Origin of the sequence: Novosphingobium sp., assembly GCF_037133355.1 — a bacterium.
In the GTDB taxonomy this organism is placed as follows: domain Bacteria; phylum Pseudomonadota; class Alphaproteobacteria; order Sphingomonadales; family Sphingomonadaceae; genus Novosphingobium.
The window spans coordinates 16,805-41,015 of the sequence record NZ_JBAXOI010000018.1 but is presented as its reverse complement, the minus strand read 5'-3'; the positions used below and the strand labels follow the sequence as shown (position 1 = coordinate 41,015).

Sequence of the window (24,211 nt, the reverse complement as noted above, 5' to 3'; positions counted from 1 at the left end):
CATGAACATCATTCAGCAGATCGAAGCTGAAGCCATCGCCGAATTCAAGGCGAAGAAGACCATCCCCGAATTCCGCGCCGGCGATACGCTGCGCGTTGGCGTGCGCGTCGTCGAAGGTGAGCGTACCCGTGTCCAGGCCTACGAAGGCGTGTGCATCGCGCGTTCGAACCGTGGCCTTGGCTCGAACTTCACCGTTCGCAAGATCTCCTTCGGCGAAGGCGTGGAGCGCGTGTTCCCGCTCTACTCGCCCAACATCGACAGCATCACCGTGGTCCGCCGCGGCGTCGTGCGTCGTGCCAAGCTCTATTACCTGCGTGGCCGCACCGGCAAGTCGGCGCGTATTGCCGAGCGCAAGACGATTAAAACCACTACGGAAAGCTGACCGGGGCGGGCTAGATAGCCCACCGCCTGGGGCACCGCAGCGTGCTTCAAGAGGCGCCCCGGCAACCAGGCCGGGGCGCCTCTTTTCGTTTTGCCATAGCTCCAGCAAGGACCATCGCACTCATGCGAATGCTGACCCGCCTGCTCGCCGCGAGCGCTCTTGTCTTTGTCGCCACACCCGTCCTAGCCGCCGCGCCGAAGGAAATCGCCGTGACCGCACCGCAAGCTGCACCATCGCTCAGCCTTGAGCGCGTCTTTGCCAGCCCCAGCCTTGCCGGCCCGGTGCCGCGTGCGGTCAAGCTCTCGCCCGATGGCCGTTATGTCACCGTGCTGCGGGGGCGGCCCGACGACCGCGAGCGCTACGACCTCTGGGGCTTTGACCGCAAGGCGGGCGAATGGCGCATGCTGGTCGATTCGCTGAAGCTGTCGTCGGGCCGCGAACTCTCCGAGGCCGAGAAGATGCAGCGCGAGCGCCAGCGCATCGGCGATCTCAAGGGCATCGTCAGCTACGAATGGACGGCGGACAGCAAGGCCGTGCTCGTTCCCATCGATGGCGACCTTTACCTCGCCGGGCTCGACGGCTCGGTGCGCAAGATCGCGGGAACCAAAGGCGGCGAGCTTGACCCTTCGCTCAGCCCCAAGGGCTCCCGCGTGGCCTTCGTGCGCGACCAGCGGCTCTTCGTCGGGCCGGTTGACGGCAAGACCGAGCCGCAGGCCGTGACGCCCGCCGAAACCGCCGCCACGGTCCACTGGGCGGAGGCGGAATTCGCCGCACAGGAGGAAATGAACCGCTTCAAGGGCTACTGGTGGTCGCCTGATGACAGCCGCCTTGCTGTCGAGCGCTTCGACGAGGCCGGGGTCGGCACCGTCACACGCGCGGCGATCGGTGCTGAGGGCACCAAGACCTTCGAGCAGCGCTATCCGGTGGCGGGCAGCCCCAATGCCGAGGTTTCGCTCTGGGTGATCGGCGCGGATGGCGCCACCAAGGTGCAGGTCGATCTCGGGCCTGACAAGGACATCTACCTCGCCCGTGTGGACTGGGCCCCCGACGGCAAGACGCTTTACGTCCAGCGCGAGGACCGCGCGCAGAGCCGGCTGGACATGCTCAAGGTTGATCCCGCCACGGGCAAGGCGGAGATCCTGTTCACCGAGACGGCGGCCAAGGGCAGCTGGATCAACCTGTCGGACGCCTACCGCTTCCTCGCCGATGGCAGCCTGATCTGGTTGTCGGAGCGCGACGGCTTCGGTCACCTCTACCACTATAAGGCTGGCGCCTGGCAGCAGCTTACCAAGGGACCTTGGGTCGTCACCGATCTTGTCGGCGTGGACGAAAAGGCGGGCCGCGTGACGATCGTCGGCACACGGGACGATGTGCTCGCCCCGCAGGTCTATGCGTTCGACTTGAAGGCACCCGACAAGCTCGACCGGTTGACCGATCTTGCTTTCCACAACAGCGCCGCGATGGACCGCAAGGGCCAGACGCTGGTGGTGAGCCGCAGCGCCGATATGCAGCCGCCGCAGTCCTATCTCGCGGACGCCTCAGGCAAGCGCCTGGCCTGGATCGAGGAAAACCGCGTTGAGGGCGCGCATCCTTACGCGCCCTATCTGGCGAGCCACCGCACGACCGAATACGGCACGATCGCTGCCGGCGACGGCACGCCGCTCCACTGGATGATGATCACCCCGCCGCTGGAGCCCGGCAAGCGCTATCCCGTGTTCTCCTACCACTACGGCGGCCCGCACGCGCAAGTCGTGAGCAAGGGTTGGCAGGGCCCTCTCGCGCAGGCGATAGTCGACAAGGGCTACATCTACTTCGCCATCGACGGGCGCGGCTCTGACAATCGCGGCGTGAAGTTCGAAAGCGCGATCAATCGCGCGATGGGCTCGGTCGAAGTGGCGGACCAGCTCGCCGGAGCGCGCTATCTCAAGAGCCTGGCCTTCGTCGATCCCGCAAGGGTCAACACCTTCGGCTGGTCCTACGGCGGCTACATGACCTTGAAGATGCTGGAAGCCCATCCCGGCGTCTGGGCAGCGGGCATCGCAGTCGCCCCGGTCACGCGCTGGGAGCTTTACGACACGCATTACACCGAGCGCTATCTCGGCGATCCGAACAAGGAACCCAAGGTTTACGAAACCTCAGGTGCACTTGAGGAAGCGGCAAAGATTGCCGATCCGCTGCTCGTCATCCACGGCATGGCCGACGACAACGTCGTGTTCGAAAACTCGACCGCGCTGATCGCCAGGTTGCAGGCCGAGGCCGTGCCCTTCGAAATGATGCTATACCCCGGCTACACGCACCGCATCAGCGGGCCGAAAGTCAGCAAGCATCTCTATGAAACCATGTTCCGCTTCCTCGACCGCAACGGCGTGGGTAGCGGGCAGTAACGCCGCTCTCTCCCCTTGAGGGGAGAGATACGAAGGCTTGCGAGCTTGCTCGCTAGCCGAAGTTGAGAGGGGCAGGGGGCAGCGCAGCGCTTGTTTCCCCTCTCCCAACCCTCTCCCCTGACGGGGGAGAGGGCTAACCGGATGGGGCCGCAGGGCCGCCGCAAGGAGAGTACAATGGGTTACCGGGTAGTGGTCGCGGGCGCGACCGGCAATGTCGGGCGCGAGATGCTCAACATCCTCGCCGAGCGTGAGTTTCCGATCGACGAGATCGCGGCGCTCGCCTCGGGCCGTTCGCAGGGCACCGAGGTCGAGTTCGGCGATACGGGGCGCATGATCAAGGTGCAGAACATCGAGCACTTCGACTTCACCGGCTGGGACATCGCGCTCTTCGCGATCGGTTCGGGCCCGACCAAAACGCACGCCCCGCGCGCGGCGGCGGCGGGCTGCACGGTGATCGACAATTCCTCGCTCTACCGCATGGATCCGGACGTGCCGCTGATCGTGCCCGAGGTGAACCCCGATGCGATCGACGGCTACAAGGCCCGCAACATCATCGCCAACCCCAACTGCTCGACCGCGCAGATGGTCGTGGCGCTGAAGCCGCTCCACGATGCGGCGAAGATCAAGCGCGTCGTCGTCGCGACCTACCAGTCGGTTTCGGGCGCGGGCAAGGAAGGCATGGACGAGCTGTTCGAGCAGAGCCGCGCGATCTTCGTCGGCGATCCCATCGAGCCGCGCAAGTTCACCCGCCAGATCGCCTTCAACGTCATTCCGCACATCGACAGCTTCCTTGATGACGGCTCGACCAAGGAAGAGTGGAAGATGGTCGCCGAGACCAAGAAGATCCTCGACCCGAAGATCAAGGTGACCGCGACTTGTGTGCGCGTGCCCGTGTTCGTCGGCCACTCCGAGGCGATCAACATTGAGTTCGAGGACGAGATCTCGGCGAAGCAGGCCCAGGATATCCTGCGCGAGTCCCCCGGCGTCATGCTGATCGACAAGCGCGAGGACGGCGGATACATCACGCCCATCGAATGCGTCGGCGATTACGCCACATTCGTCAGCCGCGTGCGCGAGGACCCGACCGTCGACAGCGGCCTCTCGCTGTGGTGCGTCTCGGACAACCTGCGCAAGGGCGCCGCGCTCAACGCAGTGCAGATCGCCGAGCTGCTCGGCCGCCGGCACCTCAAGAAGGGCTGAGGGAGGCACGGGCCATGGAGACCTTCCCCGGCTACGGCGGCACCCCGCTCGCGCTTCACCGCATGGGCACGGGCCGCCCGGTCGTGCTGCTCCACGGCCTGTTCTCCTCGGCCGAGGTGAACTGGATCAAGTTCGGCACGGCGGCGCAGCTCGCCGCCGCCGGGTTCGAATGCCTGATGCCGGACCTGCGCGCCCATGGTCGCAGCGCCGCACCGCACGATCCCGCCGCCTATCCGGGGGACGTGCTGGTGCGCGATCTGGAGGCGCTCATCGCGCACTTTGGCCTCACCGATTTCGACCTCGCCGGCTTCTCGCTCGGCTCGCGCACCTCGGCCCGCGCGGTGATCGCCGGGGCTCGTCCTCGGCGTCTGGTGCTGGGAGGCATGGGGCTTGAAGGCCTTGCAGGCTGGGCGCGGCGGCAGCAGTTCTTCCTCGATATGCTGGACCGCTTCGGCACGATCCGCCCCGGCGATCCCGCCTATGCCGCGCAGCAGTTCCTGAAAACCATGGGCACCGACCCCGCAGCCGCGCGCCTCCTCCTTGGCACGATGGAAGACACCGCACCTGAGGCACTTGCGGCGATCACCATGCCCACGCTCGTCCTGTGCGGCGACAAGGACAACGACAACGGCAGCGCCGACCGCCTCGCCGCCGCGCTCCCCGATGCACGCCGCGCGGTCATCCCCGGCACGCACATGTCGAGCGTGACCGAGGCGGCGATGGGGGCGGAAATGGTGGCATTTCTGACCGCCTGATGCGCGGCTGCGGACGATTATCCCCTGTGCGCCGCGCCGCCGCACCCGGCGATGCGCAAGACGCCGCATCGGACAAAACCTGCGCCGTACTCAGATCCCGTTGTACCAGGCCCAGCCCGATTTGATGTTGCCCAGATCGTTGAACCTGTCCGTAACGACGATCCGCCGCAGATACTTCACGCTCTTGTAGCCGATCTGGCGCTCGGTCCGCAGGCGCAGCGGCGCGCCGTGACCGATCGGCAGGGCGCGTCCGTTCATGCCGTAGGCGAGGATGGTCTGGGGATGCAGCGCATCGATCATGTCGAGGCTGTCGGCAATCTTGTCGAACGTATAGAATTCGACGTAGCGCGCCGAAGGCCGCATGCCGACCGCCTCCAGCACGGCCCGCAGCGGCACACCGGTCCACTCGGCAATCGCGGACCAGCCTTCTTCGCAGGAGTGCTTGGTGATCTGGGTGCGGCGCTGCATCCGGCCGAGATCCGCGAGCGAGAAGCTGCCGGGCCGCTCGACCTCGCCTTCCACCACCAGCCGCCAATCGGCAAATTCGCCTTTGCGCATAACCGCATAGTCGCGTCCGCCCTGCGGGTCATGATTGCCGAGGTCGGTGCGCGCCGGGTCGTATGTCCCCGTCGCCGGCATCGAAGTGATCTCCGAGCGGTCGTATTCGCGCACCAGCGCAGCGGATGAAAGCAGCGTACGCTGCATCGCATAAGTGAGGTTGTCGCCCATGCGCAGTATGTTGCCATAGGTCGGCGGCTGGCTTTCGCCGCATCCGGTCAGCATCAGCGCGCTGGTTGAACCCAATCCGCCGATCAGGCCGCGCCGCGAAATCACAAGGCCCTTGCGGTTCATGTCATGCTCCCAGCGTCATGGCGCGCAGCTGCCGCAAGGGTCCGGTGAGGACGATCATCACAAGATGGACCAGCAGGAACAGCGCAAGGAAGGAAAACGTGAAGAAATGGATCGTCCGCGCCGATTGCGCGCCGCCGAACACATCGAGCAGGACCGGATAGCCCGCCGTGATCGCGGGCGACATCGTGATACCGGTCAGGAACATCAGCGGAAGGGCGACGAACGCAACCATAGCATAGGCCAGCTTCTGCAGGATCGCATAAGGCGGCCCGGGCAGCGCCGCCGGCATCGGCAGGCGAAGATGCGCCTTGATGTCCTGCCCCAGATTGCTCGCCGTAAGTTCTTCGCGGCGCGGCAGCAGTGCGCGGCGGGCATGGCCGGTCAGCATGCCCAGCGCCAGATAGACCGCCAGCCCGAGCAGAAACGCCCACGCGGCAAGAAAATGCATGCTGCGCGCCCAGCCGTTCCCGTTCCAAGGCTCCGCAAGCCGGTCCGCCGTCGCGGGGCCGTCTGCGGGGCCGAAAAAGGGCGTAGCCGGAGACCAGCGCATGGCGTGGTAATTGGGCCCCACCGGCACTTCGAAGATCGGCTTCATCAGATCGTTGCCGACAGCGCCCCAATAAAGGCGCGGATGGACCATCAGGATGGCCACGCCGGAATAGATCAGCACCAGCACCGCAAGCGCGATCAGCCAGTGGGTGAGGCGCACCCAGGGGCGGTGGCGGCGGGCGAGCATTTCTCCGGCAGCTTCTTGCGCTTGGCCCATGTCGCGCCCTCCATGGCGGGAAGGTACCATTGCGAGGTTGCTTGTAAAGTGCGGTGGAGAGCGGGGGATTGGGCCCCATCCTCGCTCCGGTAGTTCGTGGCATGGGGTTTCCCGATCCCATTTCGCATGTCACACAGAGTCCCAGCCTCTCCGGGCCAGCTACAGGGATGCGCATGGCCGCCACCGATCCAAAACCAGCACGGGAACTCACGCTGCGCGGGATCATCCTCGGTGCAGTCCTGACGGTGGTGTTCACCGCCGCCAATGTCTATCTCGGCCTGCGCATTGGTCTCACGTTCGCCACTTCAATTCCGGCAGCGGTGATCTCCATGGCCGTGCTGCGCCTGTTTCCCGGGGCCACGATCCAGGAAAACAACATCGTCCAGACCATCGCGAGCGCGGCGGGGACGCTTTCGGCCATCGTCTTCGTCCTGCCGGGTCTGGTGATGGTGGGCTGGTGGAGCGGCTTTCCCTATTGGCAATCGGTGGCGGTGATCGCCATCGGGGGCATTCTCGGCGTGATGTATTCAGTGCCCTTGCGCCGGGCGCTAGTTACCGGATCGGACTTGCCCTACCCTGAAGGCGTCGCAGCCGCTGAAGTGCTCAAGGTCGGCGCTGGCGTCGGCGGGGTTGAGGAAAATCGCAAGGGGCTGAGCGCGGTCATCACCGGCAGCCTGCTAGCGGTGATCTTTCCCGCGCTCGCCAAGATGAAGCTGGTGGCCGAAGAAGCCTCGATCATCCTCCCGGTCGGCGCGGGCGGCACTTCGTTTTCAGCGGGTCTTTCGCTGGCGCTGGTCGGCGTGGGCCATCTTGTCGGTCTTGCCGTGGGTGTTGGCATGTTGACAGGCCTTGTCATCGGCTTCGGCGTGATCTTGCCGGTCTTTACCGCAGGCGGCCCGCCTGCTGGCACCGATCTTGCCGATTTCATCTCCACTGTGTTCCGTTCAAAAGTCCGTTTTGTCGGTGCAGGCACGATTGGCATCGCTGCGATTTTGACCCTGCTGCGTGTGATCGGCCCGGTTGTGCGCGGGATTGGCAGCGCGCTTGCCACCAGCCGCGCACGAGAGGGCGGCGGCTTCGAAAATATCGCGCTTACCGAGCGGGATCTGCCCATCGGGCTGGTCGGCGCGGTGGTCCTTGCGCTGATGATCCCCATCGCTGTGCTGCTCTCGGGCTTTGTCACCGGCGGGCCAATTGCTGCCGCGCCCGCGCTAGGTATCGGTTCAGCGGTGCTCTATGTGCTTGTTGCCGGTGTCGTGATCGCTTCGGTCTGTGGTTACATGGCGGGCCTTATGGGCGCGTCGAACAGCCCGATTTCGGGCGTCGGCATTCTTGCCGCGCTTGGCATCTCGCTCTTGCTCGCCGTGCTGTTCGGGCAGGGCAACGGCGTGGCGGATACCAAGGCTCTCGTGGCATTCGCGCTCTTCGTCACCGCCGTCGTCTTCGGCGTCGCCACCATTTCCAACGACAATCTGCAGGATCTGAAGACCGGCCAGCTCGTGGGCGCAACGCCGTGGAAACAGCAGATCGCGCTGGTGCTTGGCGTGGTGTTCGGCGCGATTGTCATCCCGCCGATCCTCGATCTGCTCAACCAGACCTTCGGTTTCGCCGGAGCACTGGGCGCGGGCAAGGACGCGCTCGCCGCACCGCAGGCCGCGCTGATCACTGCCATCGCGCAAGGCGTACTGGGAGGAAGCCTCGATTGGGGCCTGATCGGGATCGGCGCGGCCATCGGCCTCGCCGCCGTTGCGCTCGATGCCGCCTTGCGCGCCGCCAAGCGCGGCGCCATGCCGCCGCTCGCCGTCGGCATGGGCATCTACCTGCCGATGCAGGTCACCCTGCTGATGATCGTCGGCGCGTTCCTAGGCCACTTCTACAAGGGCTGGGCTGCACGCCAGTCCTCTCCCGATTTCGCCGAACGGATGGGGGTGCTGACCGTGACCGGCCTGATCGTGGGCGACGGCCTGTTCAACATTGCCTATGCGGCCATGGTGGGGGCCACCAACAATCCCGATATCTTCGCCGTCATCCACGAAGGCCCCTGGACCATGCCGCTGGGCCTCGCGGTGTTCGCGGGTGTGGTGGCCTATGCCTATATGCGGATGCGGGCCAGCAGCGTGGCCGGACCGGGCGGGGATGCGCTTCAAGATTAGCGCTGATGCTTGGCCTGATCGCATTCCCCTTCGCAGTGCCAGCCAAAACCACTTCCCTACATATCCCCGGTTCGGGCATGGTCCTCACTGCTCTTTGAACCGTGGTTCCCTCAAGGCCGCACCCGTCCCCCTTCCGCGCGCGTCAGGCTGCGTCACCAGCCCGCCCTGGGACCGGGTCCGTGTGCCATGCAGGCCATTTCCAACAGGGCGCTTTTTCTGCCGCTCGCCTGCAGCGGTGCAAAACGGCCGAAAAGTCTTGAAATTCAGCAGGGAAGCCGCCCGGTCCGGGGCTGACACATTTCCCTCTGGACCGTGTCAACCTCTCACCGAAACGGCGGCTCGTTGAAGGCGCGCAGCTTGCGGCTGTGGAGGCGGGCGCCCTCGGCCCGCAGCAGCGCACAAGCGGTCGTGCCGATGGCGAGGTGGCTCGAGATCGCCTCTTCATAGAAGCGGTTGGCCTGCCCGGGCAGCTTGAGCTCGCCGTGCAGCGGCTTGTCCGAAACGCACAGCAGCGTGCCGTAAGGCACGCGGAAGCGGTAGCCCTGTGCGGCGATGGTCGCGCTTTCCATGTCGATGCCGACCGCGCGGCTGAGGCTCAGGCGGCGGGCGGAGTGCGAGTAGCGCAGTTCCCAGTTGCGGTCGTCGGTGGTGACGACCGTGCCGGTGCGCATCCGCCGCTTGAGGTCCGATCCGCCCGCGCCGCTGACGATCTCCGCCGCGCGCGCCAAGGCGACTTGCACTTCGGCAATCGCCGGGATCGGGATCTCGGGCGGCAGCACCGGATCGAGTACGTGGTCGTCGCGCAAGTAGGCGTGCGCCAATACATAGTCGCCGATCTTCTGCGTGGGGCGCAGGCCGCCGCAGTGGCCGATCATCAGCCATGCCTCGGGCCTGAGGACGGCAAGGTGGTCGCAGATCGTCTTGGCGTTGGAGGGGCCGACGCCGATGTTGACGAGCGTGATCCCGCTGCGGTCCGGCGCGACGAGGTGGTACGCTGGCATCTGGTGCCGCCGCCACGCCGTGTCCGACATGCGCTCGCGCGCATTGTCGGTGGGTTCGGTCAGGTTGAGCCCGCCCGCGCCCGAGAGCGCGACGTATTCGCCGGTGCCGAGCTGCTTGCCCGCCCAGTCCACGAACTCGTCCACATAGCGGTGGTAGTTGGTGAAGAGGATGTAGCGCTGGAAGTCCTCGGCTGGGGTGCCGGTATAGTGCGTCAGGCGGGCGAGGCTGAAATCGGTGCGCAGGCCATCGAACAGCGAGAGCGGCATTGGCCCGTCGCCCGCGATGTATTCGCCGTCCGCGATCTCGTCGCCGATGTGCGAAAGCTCGGCATTGGGGAAGTGCCGCGCCAGCTCTTGCGGCCCCACGCTGCCCATCTGCGCGCCGAGGCTGCCGTCGAGCACATAGGCGAAGGGGATTTCCTGGCGAGAGACGGCGGCTTCCACCGTCACGTCGAAGCCCTGCAGGATGATCGCGAGCTGCTCGGAAAGGTAGTCGGCGAACAGTACCGGCCGCGTCACCGTGCAGGCATATGTGCCCTTCTGGCTGAGGCGGCCAAAGGAATGTCCGGTCGGCTCGATGCTCGGCTCGCCGCCGAAGTGGATGCGCAGTTCGGGATAGCAGTAGCTGCCATCGTGGCGCCGTTCCTCCGGCGGCAGGGCGCCCGTCGCGGCGAAGGCCATGACATCCTCGCGCAGGCGGGCGACAGAGGCGGTGTAGATGCGCGAAAGCTCGTCGAGCACGGAGGCGATATGGTCCATCCCTTCAGGTGTAACCGCCTCGCGTGACCTTTGGAAGTCGGGGTATCAGCGCATTCGTTTGAGCACCTTGGTCGAGACCACGTGGCCCTTGAGGTCCTCGGGGTAAAACCACACGGGGCGCAGGTCCCCGCTGGCGTAGCGGCCCACCTGATCGGCAAAGTGGGGCGAGGCGGGATCGGCGCTGGTGCCGCCGATGCTCACCGCACGGGCGCGCACTTTCGGCCCGAACTCGACCACCGCAACGAAGCTGTTGCCGCTGGTGCCGTACATCCGCTTGGTGCCCGGAAAGCGCGAGGCCCCGAACGAGGCGAGGCTGCCCCAGTTCCCGCTGGCGAAGGGGATCGGCGTGCTGGGCCGGGCGTCGTCGAAGCTCTGCTTGATCGCGCCGTCATTGCGCTGATACCGATTGAGCGCACCCCACTGCACTTGCCACGAGCCGAAATCGGAAACGAGCCGGTTCACCGCATCATCGAGCGCGGCGAGGCGCTGGGCGTCGGTGATGCGATTGTTCATCCGCTCCCACAGGCTCTCCTCGTCGCCATCATCCATCGTGGCAACCCGCGCCCACAGCGCCTCGGCATAGCCGACGGCGAGGCTGGTGGCGGTGGAGGAAAGCGCCCACTTGTGGTCCCAGCCTTGCAGCAACGCGATCGGGCCCTCGCGCCTGGCATCGGGCGCTGCGGCGTGCGCTGCGAAGAGCGCGGGCAGCAGGCGGTCGAAGGCCGGGAGCGCGGGATCGTAGGCGGCCGCCATAAGGCTTTCGAGCGTGAAGTCGCGCTTGTCCCCCAGCACAGCCCGCGCATGGGCATCACGCGCATTCTGGCCCGCCTCGTCCATGTAGCGCGGAAAGTCGGCCGCTTTCGGGCTGTCGGGCCCCGCGGCAGTCCAAGGTGCGTTGTTCACGTTGAACACCCAGCCGTTCGCGGGGCTGAGTACATTGGGCAGGCTGGCGAAGGAGTGGATCCCTTGCCACCGCGCCGCCGGGTTGCTGCCATCGACGGGCTTGCGCCAATCGAGGCTGTTGTCGCGGATCGGAATGAACTGCGGGTGCAGATACGCGATCTCGCCCCTGGCATCGGCAAACAGCGTGTTGTTGCTGGAATTGGCCTGCAGGGCGGCCACCTTGAGGAAGCTCTTGAGATCGCTGGTCTTCGTGCGCAGGAAGCTTTGCTGCAGCGCCGGGACCGGCCGGTTCATCAGCCCATAAGCGATCCACTTGCCCCCCTCCTCGCGCACAACGGGGCCATGCTCGCTCGCCCACGTGGTAAAGCTGCGCTGCGCCATGGTGCCATCGCTCTGACGAACCGACAGCGTGACGATCCTGGTCTGGAAAGGCTTCACCGCGTCGCCCACCTTGTAGGCAGGCGCCTGACCAGGCTGCTGCACCACGGTCTCGGCGAATTCGTCGACCCGGTCGGCTCCTGTGGTGGTGTGCATCCATCCGGCATTCTGGTTGAAGCCCTGATAGATGAAGAATTGCCCCCAGGTCGCCGCGCCATAGGCATTGAGCCCCTCGCCGCTGGTAACCTGCTGTTCGGCGCGGAAATAGAAGCTGGTGTGCGGGTTGATGAGCAGCAGCGCATGGCCCCCGGCGGTGCGCGAAGGCGCGATGGCGATGCCGTTGGACCCCTGCGGCTCCTTGAGGCGCCGCCCCAACTCGTCGTCGGTCATGGCGACCTTGCGGCTGCCGTAGAACGCCTCGATCTGCGAGAGCGGCACGCGCTCGATATCGCCGCCGATGCTGCCTTCGGTGAAGCTCAGCGCCATCCAGGGTTCGAACCGGGTAAGCACTTTCGGTTTTACCTCGGGATGATCTGCGAGATAGGCATTGAGCCCGGCCGCCCATGCATCCATCAGCTTGCGCAGCCATGCGGGGCTCTTTGCGTAGTCTGCCTTGAGCGTTTCGGGGTCGATCCACAGCCGCTGGCGCAGATCCTGCCAAACCGCGCCTGGTCCCTCGGCCTCGGCAAGCCTGCCCAGGCTGACAAGGTAGTTGCGCTCGATTCGCGGGAAGTCATCCTCGGCCTGCGCATAGATCATGCCGTAGACAGCATCGGCATCGGTCTTGCCCGAGACATGGGCGATACCCCATTCATCCCGTTCGATTTTCGCTTCACCGATTATTTCGGAAGTTTTCCCGGCTGAGTTAACCGGCATGGCCCCGACGAAGAGTGCCGCAACTGCGACGGTGTGTGCGAGCTTCATGGCATCCTCTCTGACAATTGCTCGCAGCATAAATTCGCAAATGCTTGGGATCAAATGGTGTTTTGATCGCGATCAGAAAAAATGAGGCGTCGGTCCCTGCCGATTTTTTAAGCTTCGAGGTTAACGTCTTAGGGGTGTTGCGCAGCCATTGTACTTAAAACCTCCTTGGGCATGCTCCTCACATACGGGTCGAAACCAAGGAGATGCGCGATGGGGATCGTAGGTACAACCGGAACTGGGCTCGATCGGGCAATCGATCTGATCGCCAATGATTACGGGCTCAACATGGGCCTTTCCGGCGCAGCGATTCGTGAAGGTGCCGCCGCTGCGGACGCGATGAACGGGCTCATCATCAGCGCGATCAGGACGCTTGGCCTCGCCAACGACGGCGAGATCACGACATCCGACATCTACTCCCTCAATTCCTACCTGCGCGGCTCGGCGCTGGCCAAGTTCACCACGCTTCACGGCAGCGAGACCAACGGGGTCGCCAGCGGGTTCGAGCAGGTTGCGGGCGAGGGAGCGGTGACGCGGCTGTTCGGCGAGGCCGGGGTCGACCGCGTGCTCGAGGGCATCTACGACATGGCCTTCGAGATCAAGGACGGCCATTTCGTCACGCCGAGCAACTACTGGGGCCCTGGTGTCGATGACGTGGCGCACTGGCTCAATTCGTTGCTTGCGCCCGAACTGGCTGGTGGAACGCTGAAGAGCACCAAGGGTGATCCGCAGGCGCACGGTACCACGGGCACGGGTCTCGACCTTATCACCGAACGCCTGCTCGACGATATCGGCCTCAATCACCGCATATCGCAAAAGCAGATCAACGATGCCGCCAAGGCCGCCGACGGCATGGCCAAGATCATGCTGCAGGCGATCAAGGAAACCGGGGTTGCCGATGACAACAAGCTCGACCCGATGGACATGGTCGATCTGAACCGCTGGATCATCGTCAACAAGCTCGACGAGTGGACCAAGCTTCACGGCGACGACGAGGGCGCGTTCGAAAGCGGCCTGCATTACGCCCAGGGCGATGGCGGGCGCGACTACATCTATGGCGACCTTTCGGTCGATACGGTGGCCGACGGCATCTATCACATCGGCTTCAAGATCAGCGGCGACCGCTTCGAGAACGAGGATGGCAACGCCAACCAGCGGATCACCGACACATCGGACTGGATCAGCCTGCTGTTGGCGAAGGACCTTGCCTCGGGTTCACTCCATTCGAACCATGCCCCGGTCGATGCCGCTTCGCTCCAGCCCAATCTGGTATTCAGCCGGGCCGGCCTCGTGACTAACGACGGAACCAAGGGCGTGGCCGAACTCGGCAAGCTGCCGGTGACAAGCGTTTCCGAGGGCACGATCGCGGTCGATTTCGTGGCCAACCATGCCGACGATGGCCGCACCCATGTGGTGTTCTCCAAGGATGGCGCCACGAATGCGGACGGCGACATCACCACATTCATTCGTGATGGCGAACTCTATGTGGTGCTGCAGGACGGCAGCCGCGACTGGTGGCTCAAGGCCGAAGGTGTGACGATCGATAGCGGGCGGCAGTATTCGCTGGCGATCACGTTCGGTCAGGACGGGCTGGGCCTGTTCCTCGACGGCAAGCGCGTTGCCGCCGATGTCGACGCAACGAGCGGCCTTGGGCCCAATACCCGCAGCCTGGTGCTCGGAGCCGGGACATGGGGCCGGGATGCGAACCATCTGGGCCAACTGGACAGCCACCTCGATGGCAAGGTCGGCAATCTCGCGATCTATGACCGCATTCTCGATCCCTTCGAACTGCGCGCGATCAATCATTCGGGCGAACTGCCCGACCAGTGGATTGGCGTCGCAGCGTTCGAAGGCGACCAGCCTGCGGTGCGCGCGGGTACGGGCCTGACGGGCGAAGTGTTCGACCGTGGCACCAGCTTCGATTCGATTGACGATCTGATCGCACAGACAGCGACCAAGACCGCCAATTTCCACCTCACGGCCAAGACCGTGAACTTCGGCGGTTTCAAGGAAGTCGCGACGCTGGGCCAGTTCCTCGACGGCAAGGGGGCAATGACCGACGGCGGCGCGGACAGCGCCATGAACACGATCGGCATGCGGCTGCAGGGCTACATCTGGCTCGAGAAGGGCCAGCACCTGATCAATGTGCGCTCGGACGATGGCTTCCTGCTCAAGCTGGGCGGCGACGAGCTTTCCAGCTACGCCTACGGCCGCAGCTTCACCGGCACGAGCGAAACGATCGATATTGCCAAGTCCGGCCTCTATGCGATCGACCTCTATTACTATGACAACAACGGCGCCGAAGGCCTGCGGCTGGAACTCGACGGCGATCCGGTCGGTGCGGACCGGCTCTATGCCTCGATCGACGACTACAAGGCCGCACTCGCCGCGAACGGTTCGATGCCGGCGGGCGGGCTGCCCTATGCCTACGATGGGCCGGTCGGCACCACCGGAACCGGGCTCGACCAGCTGATCCAGATGATCGGCGAGGATGTCGGCCTCAGGAACAACATCTCCGCCGCGCAGATCCGCGAGGGCGCTGCGGCCGCCGACAAGCTCAATCACATCATCATTGATGCGATCAACGCCACTGGCGCAATGGACGACGGGCACCTGACGGTGGCCGAAACCTACGACCTCTCGGCCTGGATCCGCGCCAACCAGTCGGCAGCCTTCCTTGCCGCCCATGGCAATGACGAGAACATGGTCGAAACCGGCTTTCATCAGGTCCAGGGCGATCACGGCGCCAGCTATCTGCTGGGCGACAGCGCGATCGATACGGTGATGGACGGCATCTACCATATCGGCTTCGACACCAAGTGGGACCGGTTTCTCAACGAGGATGGCAATGCCAACGCGCGCGTGGAGACCGTTACCTACTGGCTCAACGAACTGCTCGGCACGACGCCGCTGCCCGCGCCTGGTCCAGGCACCGCGCCGCTGGTCGGCAGCGCCGCTGCACCCAATGTCGTCGTCAAGGAAGGGCTCAACGTCAAGCTGGCGGCCGAAGCCAAGACCCTCACGTTGGCTGGAATCGCGGTCAACGGTGCCGGCAACAACAACGACAACAAGATCTCCGGCAATGATCAGGCGAACATACTCGAGGGCGGTGCCGGCAACGACACGCTGGTCGGCAATGGCGGCAGCGACACGCTGATCGGCGGTCTCGGCACGGACACGATGACGGGCGGGGCCGGCGATGACACTTACTGGGTGGACAATCCCGGCGATATCGTGCGGGAATCGTCTGATCCAAAGGGCGGGATCGATACGGTCCGCATCACGACCAACGCGATCACCAGCTATACCCTGTCCGCCTACGTCGAGAACCTTGGCGACGACAGCGGCGCGGGCATGACGATCACCGGCAACTGGCTTGCCAATACAATCTCCGGCAACGGTGGGGCGGATACGATTTCCGGGCTTGAAGGCGATGACACGCTCAACGGCGGCAACGGCAACGATACGCTCAACGGCAATTCGGGCAACGACTGGCTCGATGGCGGTACTGGCGCCAATATCATGGTCGGCGGAACGGGGAGCGACACGTACGTTACAAGCAGCAATGCCGACAAGATTGTCGAGAATGCTGGCGAAGGCACCGACACGGTCCGTTCCTCCGCCGTCAACACCGCGCTTGTCGCCAATGTCGAGAACCTCGTGCTCATCGGGGCCGCCGTCAACGGCACCGGAAATGAACTTGCCAACACGATCACCGGCAACGGCAAAGCCAACTATATCGATGGCAAGACCGGGATCGATACGATGATGGGCAAGGACGGCAACGACACCTATGTTGTTGACAACACGGGCGACAGGGTGATCGAGGAAGCCAACCAGGGTCTCGATACGGTGAACTCTGCGGTCAGCTTCACGCTTGGTGCCAATGTCGAAAACCTGCAGCTCGGGGGTAGCGCAGCCATTTCGGGCACCGGCAACGACGGTCTCAACTGGTTGGGCGGAAACGATGCCGGTAACGTGCTCGATGCCCGGGGCGGCGACGACATCCTGCTCGGCAAGGGCGGCAACGACACGCTGCGCGGCGGCGGAGGTGCGGACAAGCTGACTGGCGGCACCGGCGCCGACAAGTTCGTCTACGGCAGTATCTGGGATTCGACTGTCGATGCCAAGGGCCGCGACATGATCCTGGACTTCAGCCACGCCGAACAGGATCTCATCGACCTTTCGAAGATCGATGCGAACGGAAGTGATGCTGGCGAGGGCGTATTCAAGCTGATGGCGGCGTTCGATGGGACCCACGGCGCGCTGAAGGTTGAGGCGCAAGGCAGCCAGTGGCTCGTCTCGGGCGACTACAACGGCGACAAGATCGCCGACTTCGCGATCCTGGTGACGAGCGCAACCGCGCTGGTGGTGGACGACTTCGTCTTGTGAGGGCTGAGGGGGTACGGCGGGGGTTCCCGCTGCACCCCGGCCAGCAAAAAGGGGGCGCTTCCAGCCTGGAAGCGCCCCCTTTTTTCATTCGGCCGAGGCCGTCCTCGCTCAGGCTTCGGCGCCCTCGGCGCGGTCCTCGAGCAGGTCGGCCGGGATTTCGCCCGGTTCGGCATTGGGATCGTATTCCTCGGTGAAGCCGCCGACCTCGGTATCGAACATCGCGTCGATGACGTCGACGCCCTGCGACTGCAGTGCGGCTTCGTCAGGCGAACGGGCTACGTTGACCTTGACCGTCACGCTCACTTCGGGGTGCAGCGAAACCTTTACGGTCGAGATGCCGATGGCCTTGATCGGGCGTTCCAGCACGACCATGGACTTCGTCACCTTGGCGCCCTGTTCGACCAGTGCGTCGACGATGTCGCGCACCGAAACCGAGCCATAGAGCTGGCCAGCGTTGGACGAGGCGCGGATCAGCACCACTTCGCGGCCTTCGACGTTGCCGGCTTCGTTCTGAGCGGCTTCGCGGCGAGTGGCGTTGTCGGCCTCGATCCGGGCGCGGTTGGATTCGAAGACCTTGCGGTTGGCTTCGTTGGCGCGAAGCGCCTTCTTGTTAGGCAGCAGGAAGTTGCGCGCGTAGCCGTCCTTTACAGTGACGACATCGCCGATGGAGCCCAGCTTCTCGATGCGCTCGAGCAGGATGATCTGCATGGTCTGCGCTCCTTACTTGACGATGTAGGGAAGCAGGCCGATGTGCCGGGCGCGCTTGATCGCCTGGCCCAGCTCACGCTGCTTCTTTGCCGAAACGGCGGTGATACGCGAAGGCACGATCTTGCCACGCTCGGACATGAAGCCCTGAAGCAGGCGCACGTCCTTGTAGTCGATGACAGGAGCGCCCTTGCCCGAGAACGGGCACGACTTGCGGCGACGGAAAAACGGACGAGCCATGGCTTATTCCCCTTCGCGTTCGCGGCGGCGAGTGCGCTCGCGGTCGTTCTTGCGCATCATCACCGAGGGGCCGGCTTCGTGTTCGTCGACGCGAACGGTCATGAAGCGGATCACATCCTCGTTGATCGCGGTCTGGCGCTCGAGCTCGGCGACAACGCCGGCGGGGGCGTCGATGTCGAGCAGCACGAAGTGCGCCTTGCGGTTCTTCTGGATCTTGTAAGCCAGCGAGCGAAGACCCCAGGTCTCGGTCTTGACGACCTTCCCGTTGTTGGTCTCGACGATTTCGGTGGCGGTGGCAGCAAGCGCGTCAACCTGAGCCTGGCTCAGATCCTGACGCGCAAGGAAGACATGCTCGTAAAGCGGCATGGGCCCTCTTGTCCTTCATCAATCTAACCGATCGCTGGCTGATCCGCGGTATTGCGGGGCCCCTCCGGCTTTCTTCGAGTTCCCGCGACGAGGCCGTCACCCCGCCGCGGAAGCGCTGGCCCTTAGCGGGAATCGGCGAAGATGCAAGGTGGAATCGCGGGGAAGGGCCCCGCCGGAAAAATAGGGACAGTCCCCATTTTTCGGATTTCAGGCCGCATGGCGCGTATGCGATCCCTCGCGTTTGGCTTGAAGGGCGGCGTCGGGTTCGGGGCGGCCCATCTCGAGCCGCTTCAGGTGCCCGATGGCGAATTCGGCGACGAGGTTGGCGAAGACGTTCTCGTGCAGCGGATGCTCGAATTCGAGGCCCGAAGTCTTGTCCTCCGACCAGACCACAAAGGCTGTCTTCGGCGCGAGTTCGGGCAGGAACAGCGTGACCGATTCGCCGATGCGCTGGCGGGCAATCCCCTCGATCCGCGCGCCGTGCGTGGTCATGTCCTTAAGCATGACCGTTGACCGGGTAAGCCCGTGCTTGCAGCGCACCGGAAGCTCGAAACCGACACGGCGCGCGCGCCGGTGGTTGATGTGCTCCACCCCATCGAACTCGTCGAACATCGGCCCGCTCCTGCGTCACACGTTTACCACATGCATTGAGAACGGCAGTGGAGGGCGGTGCTTCAGGCCTTACGCATTGATGCGGGGGCAGGGCTCAGGGAACGTAACGCATTGCCACGTCGCAGCGGGCATAGCGCGCGCCGTATTCGGCCATGATCCCGGCGTCGTGGCGGAAGCCCAGTTTCTCGTAGAGGTGGATCGCCGCAGCACAGGTGCGGTTGGTGAGGAGGTAGAGCGGATCCGCTCCAATCTGCACTGCCCGCGCGATAACCGCTTCGAGCAGGAAAGCCCCCGCGCCGCTTCCGCGTGCGCTTTCCCGCACGCCCATCTTGGTCAGTTCGTAGCTCGTGCCGCCGGTTGGCTTGAGGGCGCAGGCGCCCACCACGCCCAGCCCCTCGGCCTCGACGAACAGGATCACACCGCCCGGCGTGATGATCTTTTCGCGCGGGTTTTCCAGCACCTCGCGGTCGACCGGTTCAAGCCGGAACATCGCCTCGATCCACTCGGCGTTGATGTCGTGGAAAGCCTGCGCGAGGTCATCGGTGAATTCGTGGATGACAAGCCCGGGCCTGGCCGCGCGGGCCAGCAACGTACGGGCGGCGAGGGCATCTTCGATCTGGCTGACCGAGGCAAGGAAATCGCCGGGGACCTCGGCCAGCAGCGATTCAACGCCCGAGCGCATCCGCGGCCAGACCGCCCGCTGCGCGGCGGCATGGGCCGCTTCGCCCGCCGCAGTCAACGAAACGAGCCGCTGGCGCTGATCCCGGCCCTGCACCGCCTCGACAAGGCCGAGCCGGGTCAGCTGGCCAAGTGCGCGTGTAACCCCCGGCTGGCTGGTGCCGACCGCAGCGACAAGCTGGGTGACGCTGCGGGCCCCTTGCGAAAGCGCGGCCAGCAGCGCCATGTGCCCCGGCTGGCATGGCAAACCGGCTTCCGCAATCGCCGTGGCCGCTTCGGCCTGCATTCGCTCGGCAAGGCGCTTCAGGCGGGTGCCCAGAAACACCGGGCCCATGTCGCGCACGATATCGGTCATCGGCTTGTCTCCCATAACGCGTTATATATCGCGGTATGAAGATCGCTCTGTCAAGCCCTGTGCGCCGCGATCTGCCGTTCCACCAGCGCGATGGCCGCCGCGATGGCCGCCTCGATCGGCAGCCCAGAGGTATCGAGCAGGGCTGCGCCTTCGGCCTGGCGCAAGGGGGCGGCGGCGCGGTTGCGGTCACGTTCGTCGCGCGCGGCAAGGTCGGCCTCGATCTCCTCCCGCGTCGCCGCCTCGCCGCGGTTCTGCATCTCCAGCCAGCGGCGCAGCGCGCGTGCGGCGACGCTGGCGGTAATGAAGAGCTTGGCTTCTGCCTCGGGCGCGATCACGGTGGCAATGTCGCGCCCGTCGAGCACTGCGCCGCCGGGCTGGCGGGCGAAGGCCTGCTGGCGGGCCAGGAGCGCGGCGCGCACCGCCTTGTGGATCGAGACCCTGCTGGCCAGCGCGCCGGTATCCTCGCTGCGCAGCGCCTCGTCAGCGAGCAGGCTTTCCGGAAAATCGGCGGCGGCGAGGGCATCGGCCGGATCGTCGGGATTGCCGCCAGTGAGGAACACCTGCCGCCCCACCGCGCGATAGAGGAGGCCGGTGTCGAGATGCGGCAGGCCGTAATGTGCGGCCAGTGCCTTGGCGATGGTGCCCTTGCCCGATGCGGTGGGCCCGTCGATGGCAATGATCATCGGCTGCTGGCATCCGCGAGCAGGGTTTCAAAGACGGGGAAACTGGTCGCGATGGGGCGGGTGTCGTCCACTTGCACCCCGTCGCGGCTGGCAAGCCCCGCCACGGCCATGCTCATGGCTATGCGGTGGTCGAGGTGCGTGGCGACCGCTGCGCCCTCAGGCGTGCCCCGGAGCGGCTCTCCGGCGGTGCCGTCGATGGTGAGGCCGTCCTCGGTCTCGATCACGCGTGCCCCGGCCAGTTCCAGCGCGGCGCGCATGACCGCGATGCGATCACTCTCCTTGACGCGCAGTTCCTCGAGGCCGGTAGTGACCGTGCGGCCCGAGGCCAGCGCGGCGGCAACGAAGAGCACCGGAAACTCGTCGACCATGCTCGGCACCACGGCCGGATCGACGTGGATGCCAACGAGTGCTGAGTGCCGCACGCGCAGGTCCGCCACCGGCTCGCCGCCCACTTCGCGCCGGTCGAGTTCGTCGATCTGCCCGCCCATCGCGCGCAGCACGTCAAACAGCGCGGCGCGGGTGGGATTAAGGCCGACATTCTCGATAACTAGGTCAGACCCCGGCACGATGAGCGCAGCCACCACGAAAAACGCCGCCGATGATGGATCGCCCGGCACCACGATGGTCTGCGGCTTCAGTTCCGCCTCGCCGACCAGATGGATGGTGCGCGTACCATCCGCCGCGAGTTCGACTGAAAGGTCGGCGCCGAAGCCCCGCAGCATGCGTTCGGAATGGTCGCGCGTGGGGACGGGTTCGATCACCGTGGTCACGCCCGGGGTGTTGAGCCCGGCGAGCAGAACCGCGCTCTTCACCTGGGCCGAGGCCACGGGAAGGCGGTACGCGATGGGGACGGCGGGCGAAATCCCGCGCAAGGTGAGCGGCAGGCGCCCGCCGGGCGCGGCAGTGAAATCGGCGCCCATTTGCGACAACGGCTCGATCACCCGGCCCATCGGGCGTTTCGAGAGGCTGGCATCGCCGATGAACGTGGCGGTGACCGGGTGGCTGGAAACCAGGCCCATGAGGAGGCGCGTCGATGTGCCGGAATTGCCCATGTCCAGCGCGGTGCGCGGCTGCATGAGGCCGCCGACGCCGACGCCGTCGATCACCCATTCGCCGGTCTCAAGGCGCTCGATGCTCGCGCCCATTGCCCGCATCGCCGCGGCGGTCGCCATCACGTCCTCGCCTTCGAGCAGCCCCGTCACTCGCGTGCGGCCAACCGCGAGCGCGCCGAGCATGATCGAGCGGTGGCTGATCGACTTGTCGCCCGGCACCCGGATCCGGCCCGTTAGCGGCCCGGCGTCGGCAAAGCGGCGGGGACGCGGGGCGGAGGCATCGGCAGAATGCACGGGCAGGCACTTTCTTCAGGCGCTGGCGGCATCTTCGCCACGAGCGGAAACCGGGTGAAATCCGGGCGGCTTTTGACAGCGCCCCGCGCCTATGGCAAGGCGCGCCCCGCGCTTGATTCCCGGCCGATGGGCCCCCATCAAGCAAAATACATTGACGCCCACGCATCCTGCCGCGGGCGCGAGTTTTTAAGGATTACGCATGGTCAAGCCTGAATGGGGCGCTAAGCACGGCTGCCCGAAGTGCGGCACCCGCTTTTACGACATGGGCAAGGACGAGCCGGTCACCTGCGTGGAATGCAAGTATTCCTGGACGCCTGAGCCGGTGCTCAAGTCCAAGCAGCCGATCCCTTATGAGGAAATCCAGAAGGAGAAGGCCGAGGTCGTGCCCGACGTCGATCTGGCCGACGAGGATCTCGACATCGACGAGGATTCCGATTCGCCCGACAACGACGTCGATCTTGGCGGCGACGATGATCTGGGCGTTCCCGGCCACGACGGCGAGGACGAGGAAGTCTGATCGTTTCGCGCCGCAGCGCCCGGGGCCTTCGGCTTCCGCGCGCTGCGGCGGCGAATTCCCGCCGGCGGTCAAAAAGTCTATTGCCAGCGCGCTGGGCCTCGCATAAAGGCCCGGTCCTCCGGCGCGCCAGTGCCGGTCGCGATGCTTCCCGCAGCATCGCCTGAAAGTGGTACGGGGCCTTAGCTCAGCTGGGAGAGCGCCTGCATGGCATGCAGGAGGTCAGCGGTTCGATCCCGCTAGGCTCCACCATTTTTCCGATCCGTCACGCCCTGCTGCCCTGTCCGCACGATAAGGCGTGCCTGCGATCCGGGGCCGGACCCATCGTCTGATTGACGCACATCACACCCCTGCCTAGTTTCCCGCGCTAACGGGTTCATCGGCGCGTCACGTCCCGGGGAGCAATGATCCTGAAGGGTAGCTGGGCGCCGCAGACAGAAAACAGATGGGGGGCAGGGCACACCATGGGTGCACGGCCGGGCCGCCTGAACCAAGGATCCGGGTGTGATGACCATGAATGTGCCGTTTTTTCGCCGCTGGCCGAGCGCGGCCATTGGCGTGCTGGCTTGCGGCTGCCTCGTCGCGACGAGTGCGCATGCGCAGTTCGGCGGGTTCAGCCTGCCTTCGTTGCCCAGCGTGCCCTCCAGCTCATCGAAGAGTTCCGACGGCTGCCCCAAGGGCAAGAGCAAGAGTCAGGGCTCCTCGGTGCTCGGCGGCCTGATCGGGCAGGGGCTCGGCCGCGCGGCCAGTTCCGCCGGGGTATCGAGCTACTTTCCGATTTCCGAAGTGTCGGGCACGCTGACCAATGCCATTGCCTGCAAGCTCGATCCTGTCGAGCAGAAGCAGGCCGCCGCCGCCACGATCGAGGCAACGCGCGGCGAACAGGGCGATGCGGCGCCGCCGCCGGTCGGCGCCTCTTCCTCATGGACTTCGGAAACCCGCGAGAACGTGTCGGGCACCTCCACGGTGGTCGCGCGCAATGACAACGACCAGAGCGGGATGCAGTGCATCACCGTCAGCGACGTGATCATCGTCAACGGCGAGGAGACCACCGCCAACAAGCGCATGTGCCGCAAGCCCGGCTCGGCGCGCTATTCGCTGATGGCCTGAGCCGTGGGCCGCTTGCGCATAGTCGCCCTCGGCGCAGCGGCCATCGCGCTTGTCGCGGCAAGGCCCGTGGCGATCGCGATGGACAAGGATAACCCCTCGTGCCCCGCCGCGCCGGATTGGGGCCAGGCCAAGGCGATTTCGCTCGCCGCCGCCGACATGGGCGGCAAGCATGTGCTGATTGCCGACGGGATCATTGATTCGACGCTGCCAAAGCGCCTTAAGGCCATGCTCGACGCCGACGAGCGGATCGAGGAGATCTGGATCAAGTCGCGCGGCGGCGATGCGCGCGCGGGCAATCTCGCCGGCAAAGTGATCCGCAGCTATCCCGGCATGGTCACGCGCATTCCCAAGGGCTGGACCTGCTTTTCGGCGTGCAACTTCGTGTTCATGGGCGGCGACCGGCGCTTCGTCGATCCGGGCGGTGTGTTCATGGTGCACATGTTCACCCACACCGGCGACCGCGACACGATCGAGATCTCGGTCGAGGAAGGCAGCGCCGAGACCACGCGCCTCATCGGCCAGATCGAGCAGGACAGTGCGCTGCTTGCCAGCGAAGACAATGATTTCCTGATCCGCATGGGCATTTCGCGCAAGTTGCTGACCGAGGTGATGTACCGCCAGCAGGCCGTCGCGACCGCGCAAAACAAGACCACGCGGTATTGCCTGAGCCAGGACGAAGTGCGCAAATACAACGTGGTGCCGAGGGAGACGGCAGGCTAAGGGCTCGCTCCCCCCTTCGTCCGGTCCGTGCCGGCT

19 protein-coding genes, 1 tRNA gene and 1 pseudogene are annotated in these 24,211 nt (G+C 65.2%); 10 read left to right on the top strand and 11 right to left on the bottom strand.

Annotated features, from left to right (window positions below; genetic code table 11):
• Window position 1: 1 nt before the first annotated feature.
• The 4 genes from rplS (at window position 2) to WCL10_RS16365 (ending at window position 4,721) form a co-directional block, all read left to right on the top strand.
• Window positions 2-382 carry a 50S ribosomal protein L19 gene (rplS, locus tag WCL10_RS16380; protein ID WP_336896728.1) on the top strand — a complete coding sequence of 127 codons (381 nt, stop codon included), beginning with the start codon at window positions 2-4 and terminating at the stop codon, window positions 380-382.
• 122 nt (window positions 383-504) lie between these two features.
• Entirely contained in the window at window positions 505-2,766 is a 2,262-nt protein-coding gene (locus tag WCL10_RS16375) for a DPP IV N-terminal domain-containing protein (RefSeq protein WP_336896727.1), read from the top strand.
• 174 nt (window positions 2,767-2,940) lie between these two features.
• On the top strand, window positions 2,941-3,966 hold the full coding sequence (locus WCL10_RS16370; RefSeq protein ID WP_336896726.1) for an aspartate-semialdehyde dehydrogenase: 1,026 nt from the start codon (window positions 2,941-2,943) through the stop codon (window positions 3,964-3,966).
• Between the two features lie 14 nt (window positions 3,967-3,980).
• A complete protein-coding gene (locus tag WCL10_RS16365; RefSeq protein WP_336896725.1) occupies window positions 3,981-4,721 on the top strand; it encodes an alpha/beta fold hydrolase in 741 nt (246 codons plus the stop codon).
• Between the two features lie 90 nt (window positions 4,722-4,811).
• On the opposite strand, the gene WCL10_RS16360 is transcribed toward WCL10_RS16365, so the two are convergent.
• Together WCL10_RS16360 and WCL10_RS16355 are read right to left on the bottom strand one after the other, a co-directional pair.
• Window positions 4,812-5,573: a molybdopterin-dependent oxidoreductase gene (locus WCL10_RS16360; RefSeq protein ID WP_336896724.1), complete on the bottom strand. Its 762-nt coding sequence runs from the start codon at window positions 5,571-5,573 to the stop codon at window positions 4,812-4,814.
• 1 nt (window position 5,574) lies between these two features.
• Window positions 5,575-6,339, bottom strand: a complete 765-nt coding sequence (locus tag WCL10_RS16355; RefSeq protein WP_336896723.1) for a cytochrome b/b6 domain-containing protein — start codon at window positions 6,337-6,339, stop codon at window positions 5,575-5,577.
• Between the two features lie 173 nt (window positions 6,340-6,512).
• Here WCL10_RS16355 and WCL10_RS16350 point away from each other — a divergent pair, with 173 nt between their 5' ends.
• On the top strand, window positions 6,513-8,492 hold the full coding sequence (locus tag WCL10_RS16350) for an oligopeptide transporter, OPT family (RefSeq protein WP_336896722.1): 1,980 nt from the start codon (window positions 6,513-6,515) through the stop codon (window positions 8,490-8,492).
• Window positions 8,493-8,815: 323 nt separating this feature from the next.
• Here WCL10_RS16350 and WCL10_RS16345 read toward each other — a convergent pair.
• Together WCL10_RS16345 and WCL10_RS16340 are read right to left on the bottom strand one after the other, a co-directional pair.
• Window positions 8,816-10,258: pseudogene (locus WCL10_RS16345) on the bottom strand (AMP nucleosidase); the annotation flags it as partial.
• Between the two features lie 39 nt (window positions 10,259-10,297).
• Window positions 10,298-12,409, bottom strand: a complete 2,112-nt coding sequence (locus tag WCL10_RS16340; protein ID WP_336896790.1) for a penicillin acylase family protein — start codon at window positions 12,407-12,409, stop codon at window positions 10,298-10,300.
• Window positions 12,410-12,667: 258 nt separating this feature from the next.
• On the opposite strand from WCL10_RS16340, the gene WCL10_RS16335 reads away from it, so the two are divergent.
• The gene (locus WCL10_RS16335) at window positions 12,668-16,846 is read left to right on the top strand and encodes a LamG-like jellyroll fold domain-containing protein (RefSeq protein ID WP_336896721.1); all 4,179 of its coding nucleotides are present in this window, start codon (window positions 12,668-12,670) and stop codon (window positions 16,844-16,846) included.
• Window positions 16,847-16,954: 108 nt separating this feature from the next.
• On the opposite strand, the gene rplI is transcribed toward WCL10_RS16335, so the two are convergent.
• The 7 genes from rplI to aroA all read right to left on the bottom strand — a co-directional run bounded on the left by rplI (window position 16,955) and on the right by aroA (window position 21,831).
• Entirely contained in the window at window positions 16,955-17,554 is a 600-nt protein-coding gene (rplI, locus tag WCL10_RS16330; protein WP_336896720.1) for a 50S ribosomal protein L9, read from the bottom strand.
• Window positions 17,555-17,566: 12 nt separating this feature from the next.
• The gene (gene rpsR / locus WCL10_RS16325; RefSeq protein ID WP_054121790.1) at window positions 17,567-17,791 is read right to left on the bottom strand and encodes a 30S ribosomal protein S18; all 225 of its coding nucleotides are present in this window, start codon (window positions 17,789-17,791) and stop codon (window positions 17,567-17,569) included.
• A gap of 3 nt (window positions 17,792-17,794) precedes the next feature.
• Complete coding sequence (gene rpsF, locus WCL10_RS16320; RefSeq protein WP_067908416.1) at window positions 17,795-18,157, bottom strand: 30S ribosomal protein S6; 363 nt, start codon at window positions 18,155-18,157, stop codon at window positions 17,795-17,797.
• A 207-nt stretch (window positions 18,158-18,364) separates the two neighbouring features.
• Window positions 18,365-18,769 carry a PilZ domain-containing protein gene (locus WCL10_RS16315; protein ID WP_336896719.1) on the bottom strand — a complete coding sequence of 135 codons (405 nt, stop codon included), beginning with the start codon at window positions 18,767-18,769 and terminating at the stop codon, window positions 18,365-18,367.
• A gap of 94 nt (window positions 18,770-18,863) precedes the next feature.
• Window positions 18,864-19,802, bottom strand: a complete 939-nt coding sequence (locus WCL10_RS16310; RefSeq protein WP_336896718.1) for a GNAT family N-acetyltransferase — start codon at window positions 19,800-19,802, stop codon at window positions 18,864-18,866.
• 50 nt (window positions 19,803-19,852) lie between these two features.
• Window positions 19,853-20,485, bottom strand: coding sequence for a d(CMP) kinase (locus tag WCL10_RS16305; protein WP_336896717.1), 633 nt, complete (start codon window positions 20,483-20,485; stop codon window positions 19,853-19,855).
• Window positions 20,482-21,831: a 3-phosphoshikimate 1-carboxyvinyltransferase gene (gene aroA / locus WCL10_RS16300; protein ID WP_336896716.1), complete on the bottom strand. Its 1,350-nt coding sequence runs from the start codon at window positions 21,829-21,831 to the stop codon at window positions 20,482-20,484. The genes WCL10_RS16305 and aroA overlap by 4 nt, the downstream gene beginning before the upstream one ends.
• Window positions 21,832-22,030: 199 nt before the next feature.
• On the opposite strand from aroA, the gene WCL10_RS16295 reads away from it, so the two are divergent.
• From WCL10_RS16295 to WCL10_RS16280, 4 genes are all read left to right on the top strand, one after another.
• Entirely contained in the window at window positions 22,031-22,348 is a 318-nt protein-coding gene (locus WCL10_RS16295) for an FYDLN acid domain-containing protein (protein ID WP_336896715.1), read from the top strand.
• Window positions 22,349-22,521: 173 nt separating this feature from the next.
• Window positions 22,522-22,597, top strand: a tRNA-Ala gene (locus WCL10_RS16290).
• 255 nt (window positions 22,598-22,852) lie between these two features.
• Window positions 22,853-23,455, top strand: a complete 603-nt coding sequence (locus WCL10_RS16285) for a hypothetical protein (protein ID WP_336896714.1) — start codon at window positions 22,853-22,855, stop codon at window positions 23,453-23,455.
• Between the two features lie 12 nt (window positions 23,456-23,467).
• Window positions 23,468-24,175 carry a hypothetical protein gene (locus WCL10_RS16280; protein ID WP_336896713.1) on the top strand — a complete coding sequence of 236 codons (708 nt, stop codon included), beginning with the start codon at window positions 23,468-23,470 and terminating at the stop codon, window positions 24,173-24,175.
• Window positions 24,176-24,211 lie beyond the last annotated feature (36 nt).

Bases quoted from the DNA above. Each gene is read 5' to 3' on its own strand.
- WCL10_RS16295 (WP_336896715.1), top strand. From the start codon at position 22,031: ATGGTCAAGCCTGAATGGGGCGCTAAGCACGGCTGCCCGAAGTGCGGC.
- WCL10_RS16360 (WP_336896724.1), bottom strand. From the start codon at position 5,573: ATGAACCGCAAGGGCCTTGTGATTTCGCGGCGCGGCCTGATCGGCGGA.
- WCL10_RS16315 (WP_336896719.1), bottom strand. From the start codon at position 18,769: ATGTTCGACGAGTTCGATGGGGTGGAGCACATCAACCACCGGCGCGCG.
- WCL10_RS16375 (WP_336896727.1), top strand. From the start codon at position 505: ATGCGAATGCTGACCCGCCTGCTCGCCGCGAGCGCTCTTGTCTTTGTC.
- WCL10_RS16305 (WP_336896717.1), bottom strand. From the start codon at position 20,485: ATGATCATTGCCATCGACGGGCCCACCGCATCGGGCAAGGGCACCATC.
- WCL10_RS16335 (WP_336896721.1), top strand. From the start codon at position 12,668: ATGGGGATCGTAGGTACAACCGGAACTGGGCTCGATCGGGCAATCGAT.
- rplI (WP_336896720.1), bottom strand. From the start codon at position 17,554: ATGCAGATCATCCTGCTCGAGCGCATCGAGAAGCTGGGCTCCATCGGC.
- WCL10_RS16285 (WP_336896714.1), top strand. From the start codon at position 22,853: ATGACCATGAATGTGCCGTTTTTTCGCCGCTGGCCGAGCGCGGCCATT.
- WCL10_RS16370 (WP_336896726.1), top strand. From the start codon at position 2,941: ATGGGTTACCGGGTAGTGGTCGCGGGCGCGACCGGCAATGTCGGGCGC.
- WCL10_RS16350 (WP_336896722.1), top strand. From the start codon at position 6,513: ATGGCCGCCACCGATCCAAAACCAGCACGGGAACTCACGCTGCGCGGG.
- WCL10_RS16355 (WP_336896723.1), bottom strand. From the start codon at position 6,339: ATGGGCCAAGCGCAAGAAGCTGCCGGAGAAATGCTCGCCCGCCGCCAC.
- WCL10_RS16310 (WP_336896718.1), bottom strand. From the start codon at position 19,802: ATGACCGATATCGTGCGCGACATGGGCCCGGTGTTTCTGGGCACCCGC.
- rplS (WP_336896728.1), top strand. From the start codon at position 2: ATGAACATCATTCAGCAGATCGAAGCTGAAGCCATCGCCGAATTCAAG.
- rpsF (WP_067908416.1), bottom strand. From the start codon at position 18,157: ATGCCGCTTTACGAGCATGTCTTCCTTGCGCGTCAGGATCTGAGCCAG.
- WCL10_RS16365 (WP_336896725.1), top strand. From the start codon at position 3,981: ATGGAGACCTTCCCCGGCTACGGCGGCACCCCGCTCGCGCTTCACCGC.
- WCL10_RS16340 (WP_336896790.1), bottom strand. From the start codon at position 12,409: ATGCCGGTTAACTCAGCCGGGAAAACTTCCGAAATAATCGGTGAAGCG.
- rpsR (WP_054121790.1), bottom strand. From the start codon at position 17,791: ATGGCTCGTCCGTTTTTCCGTCGCCGCAAGTCGTGCCCGTTCTCGGGC.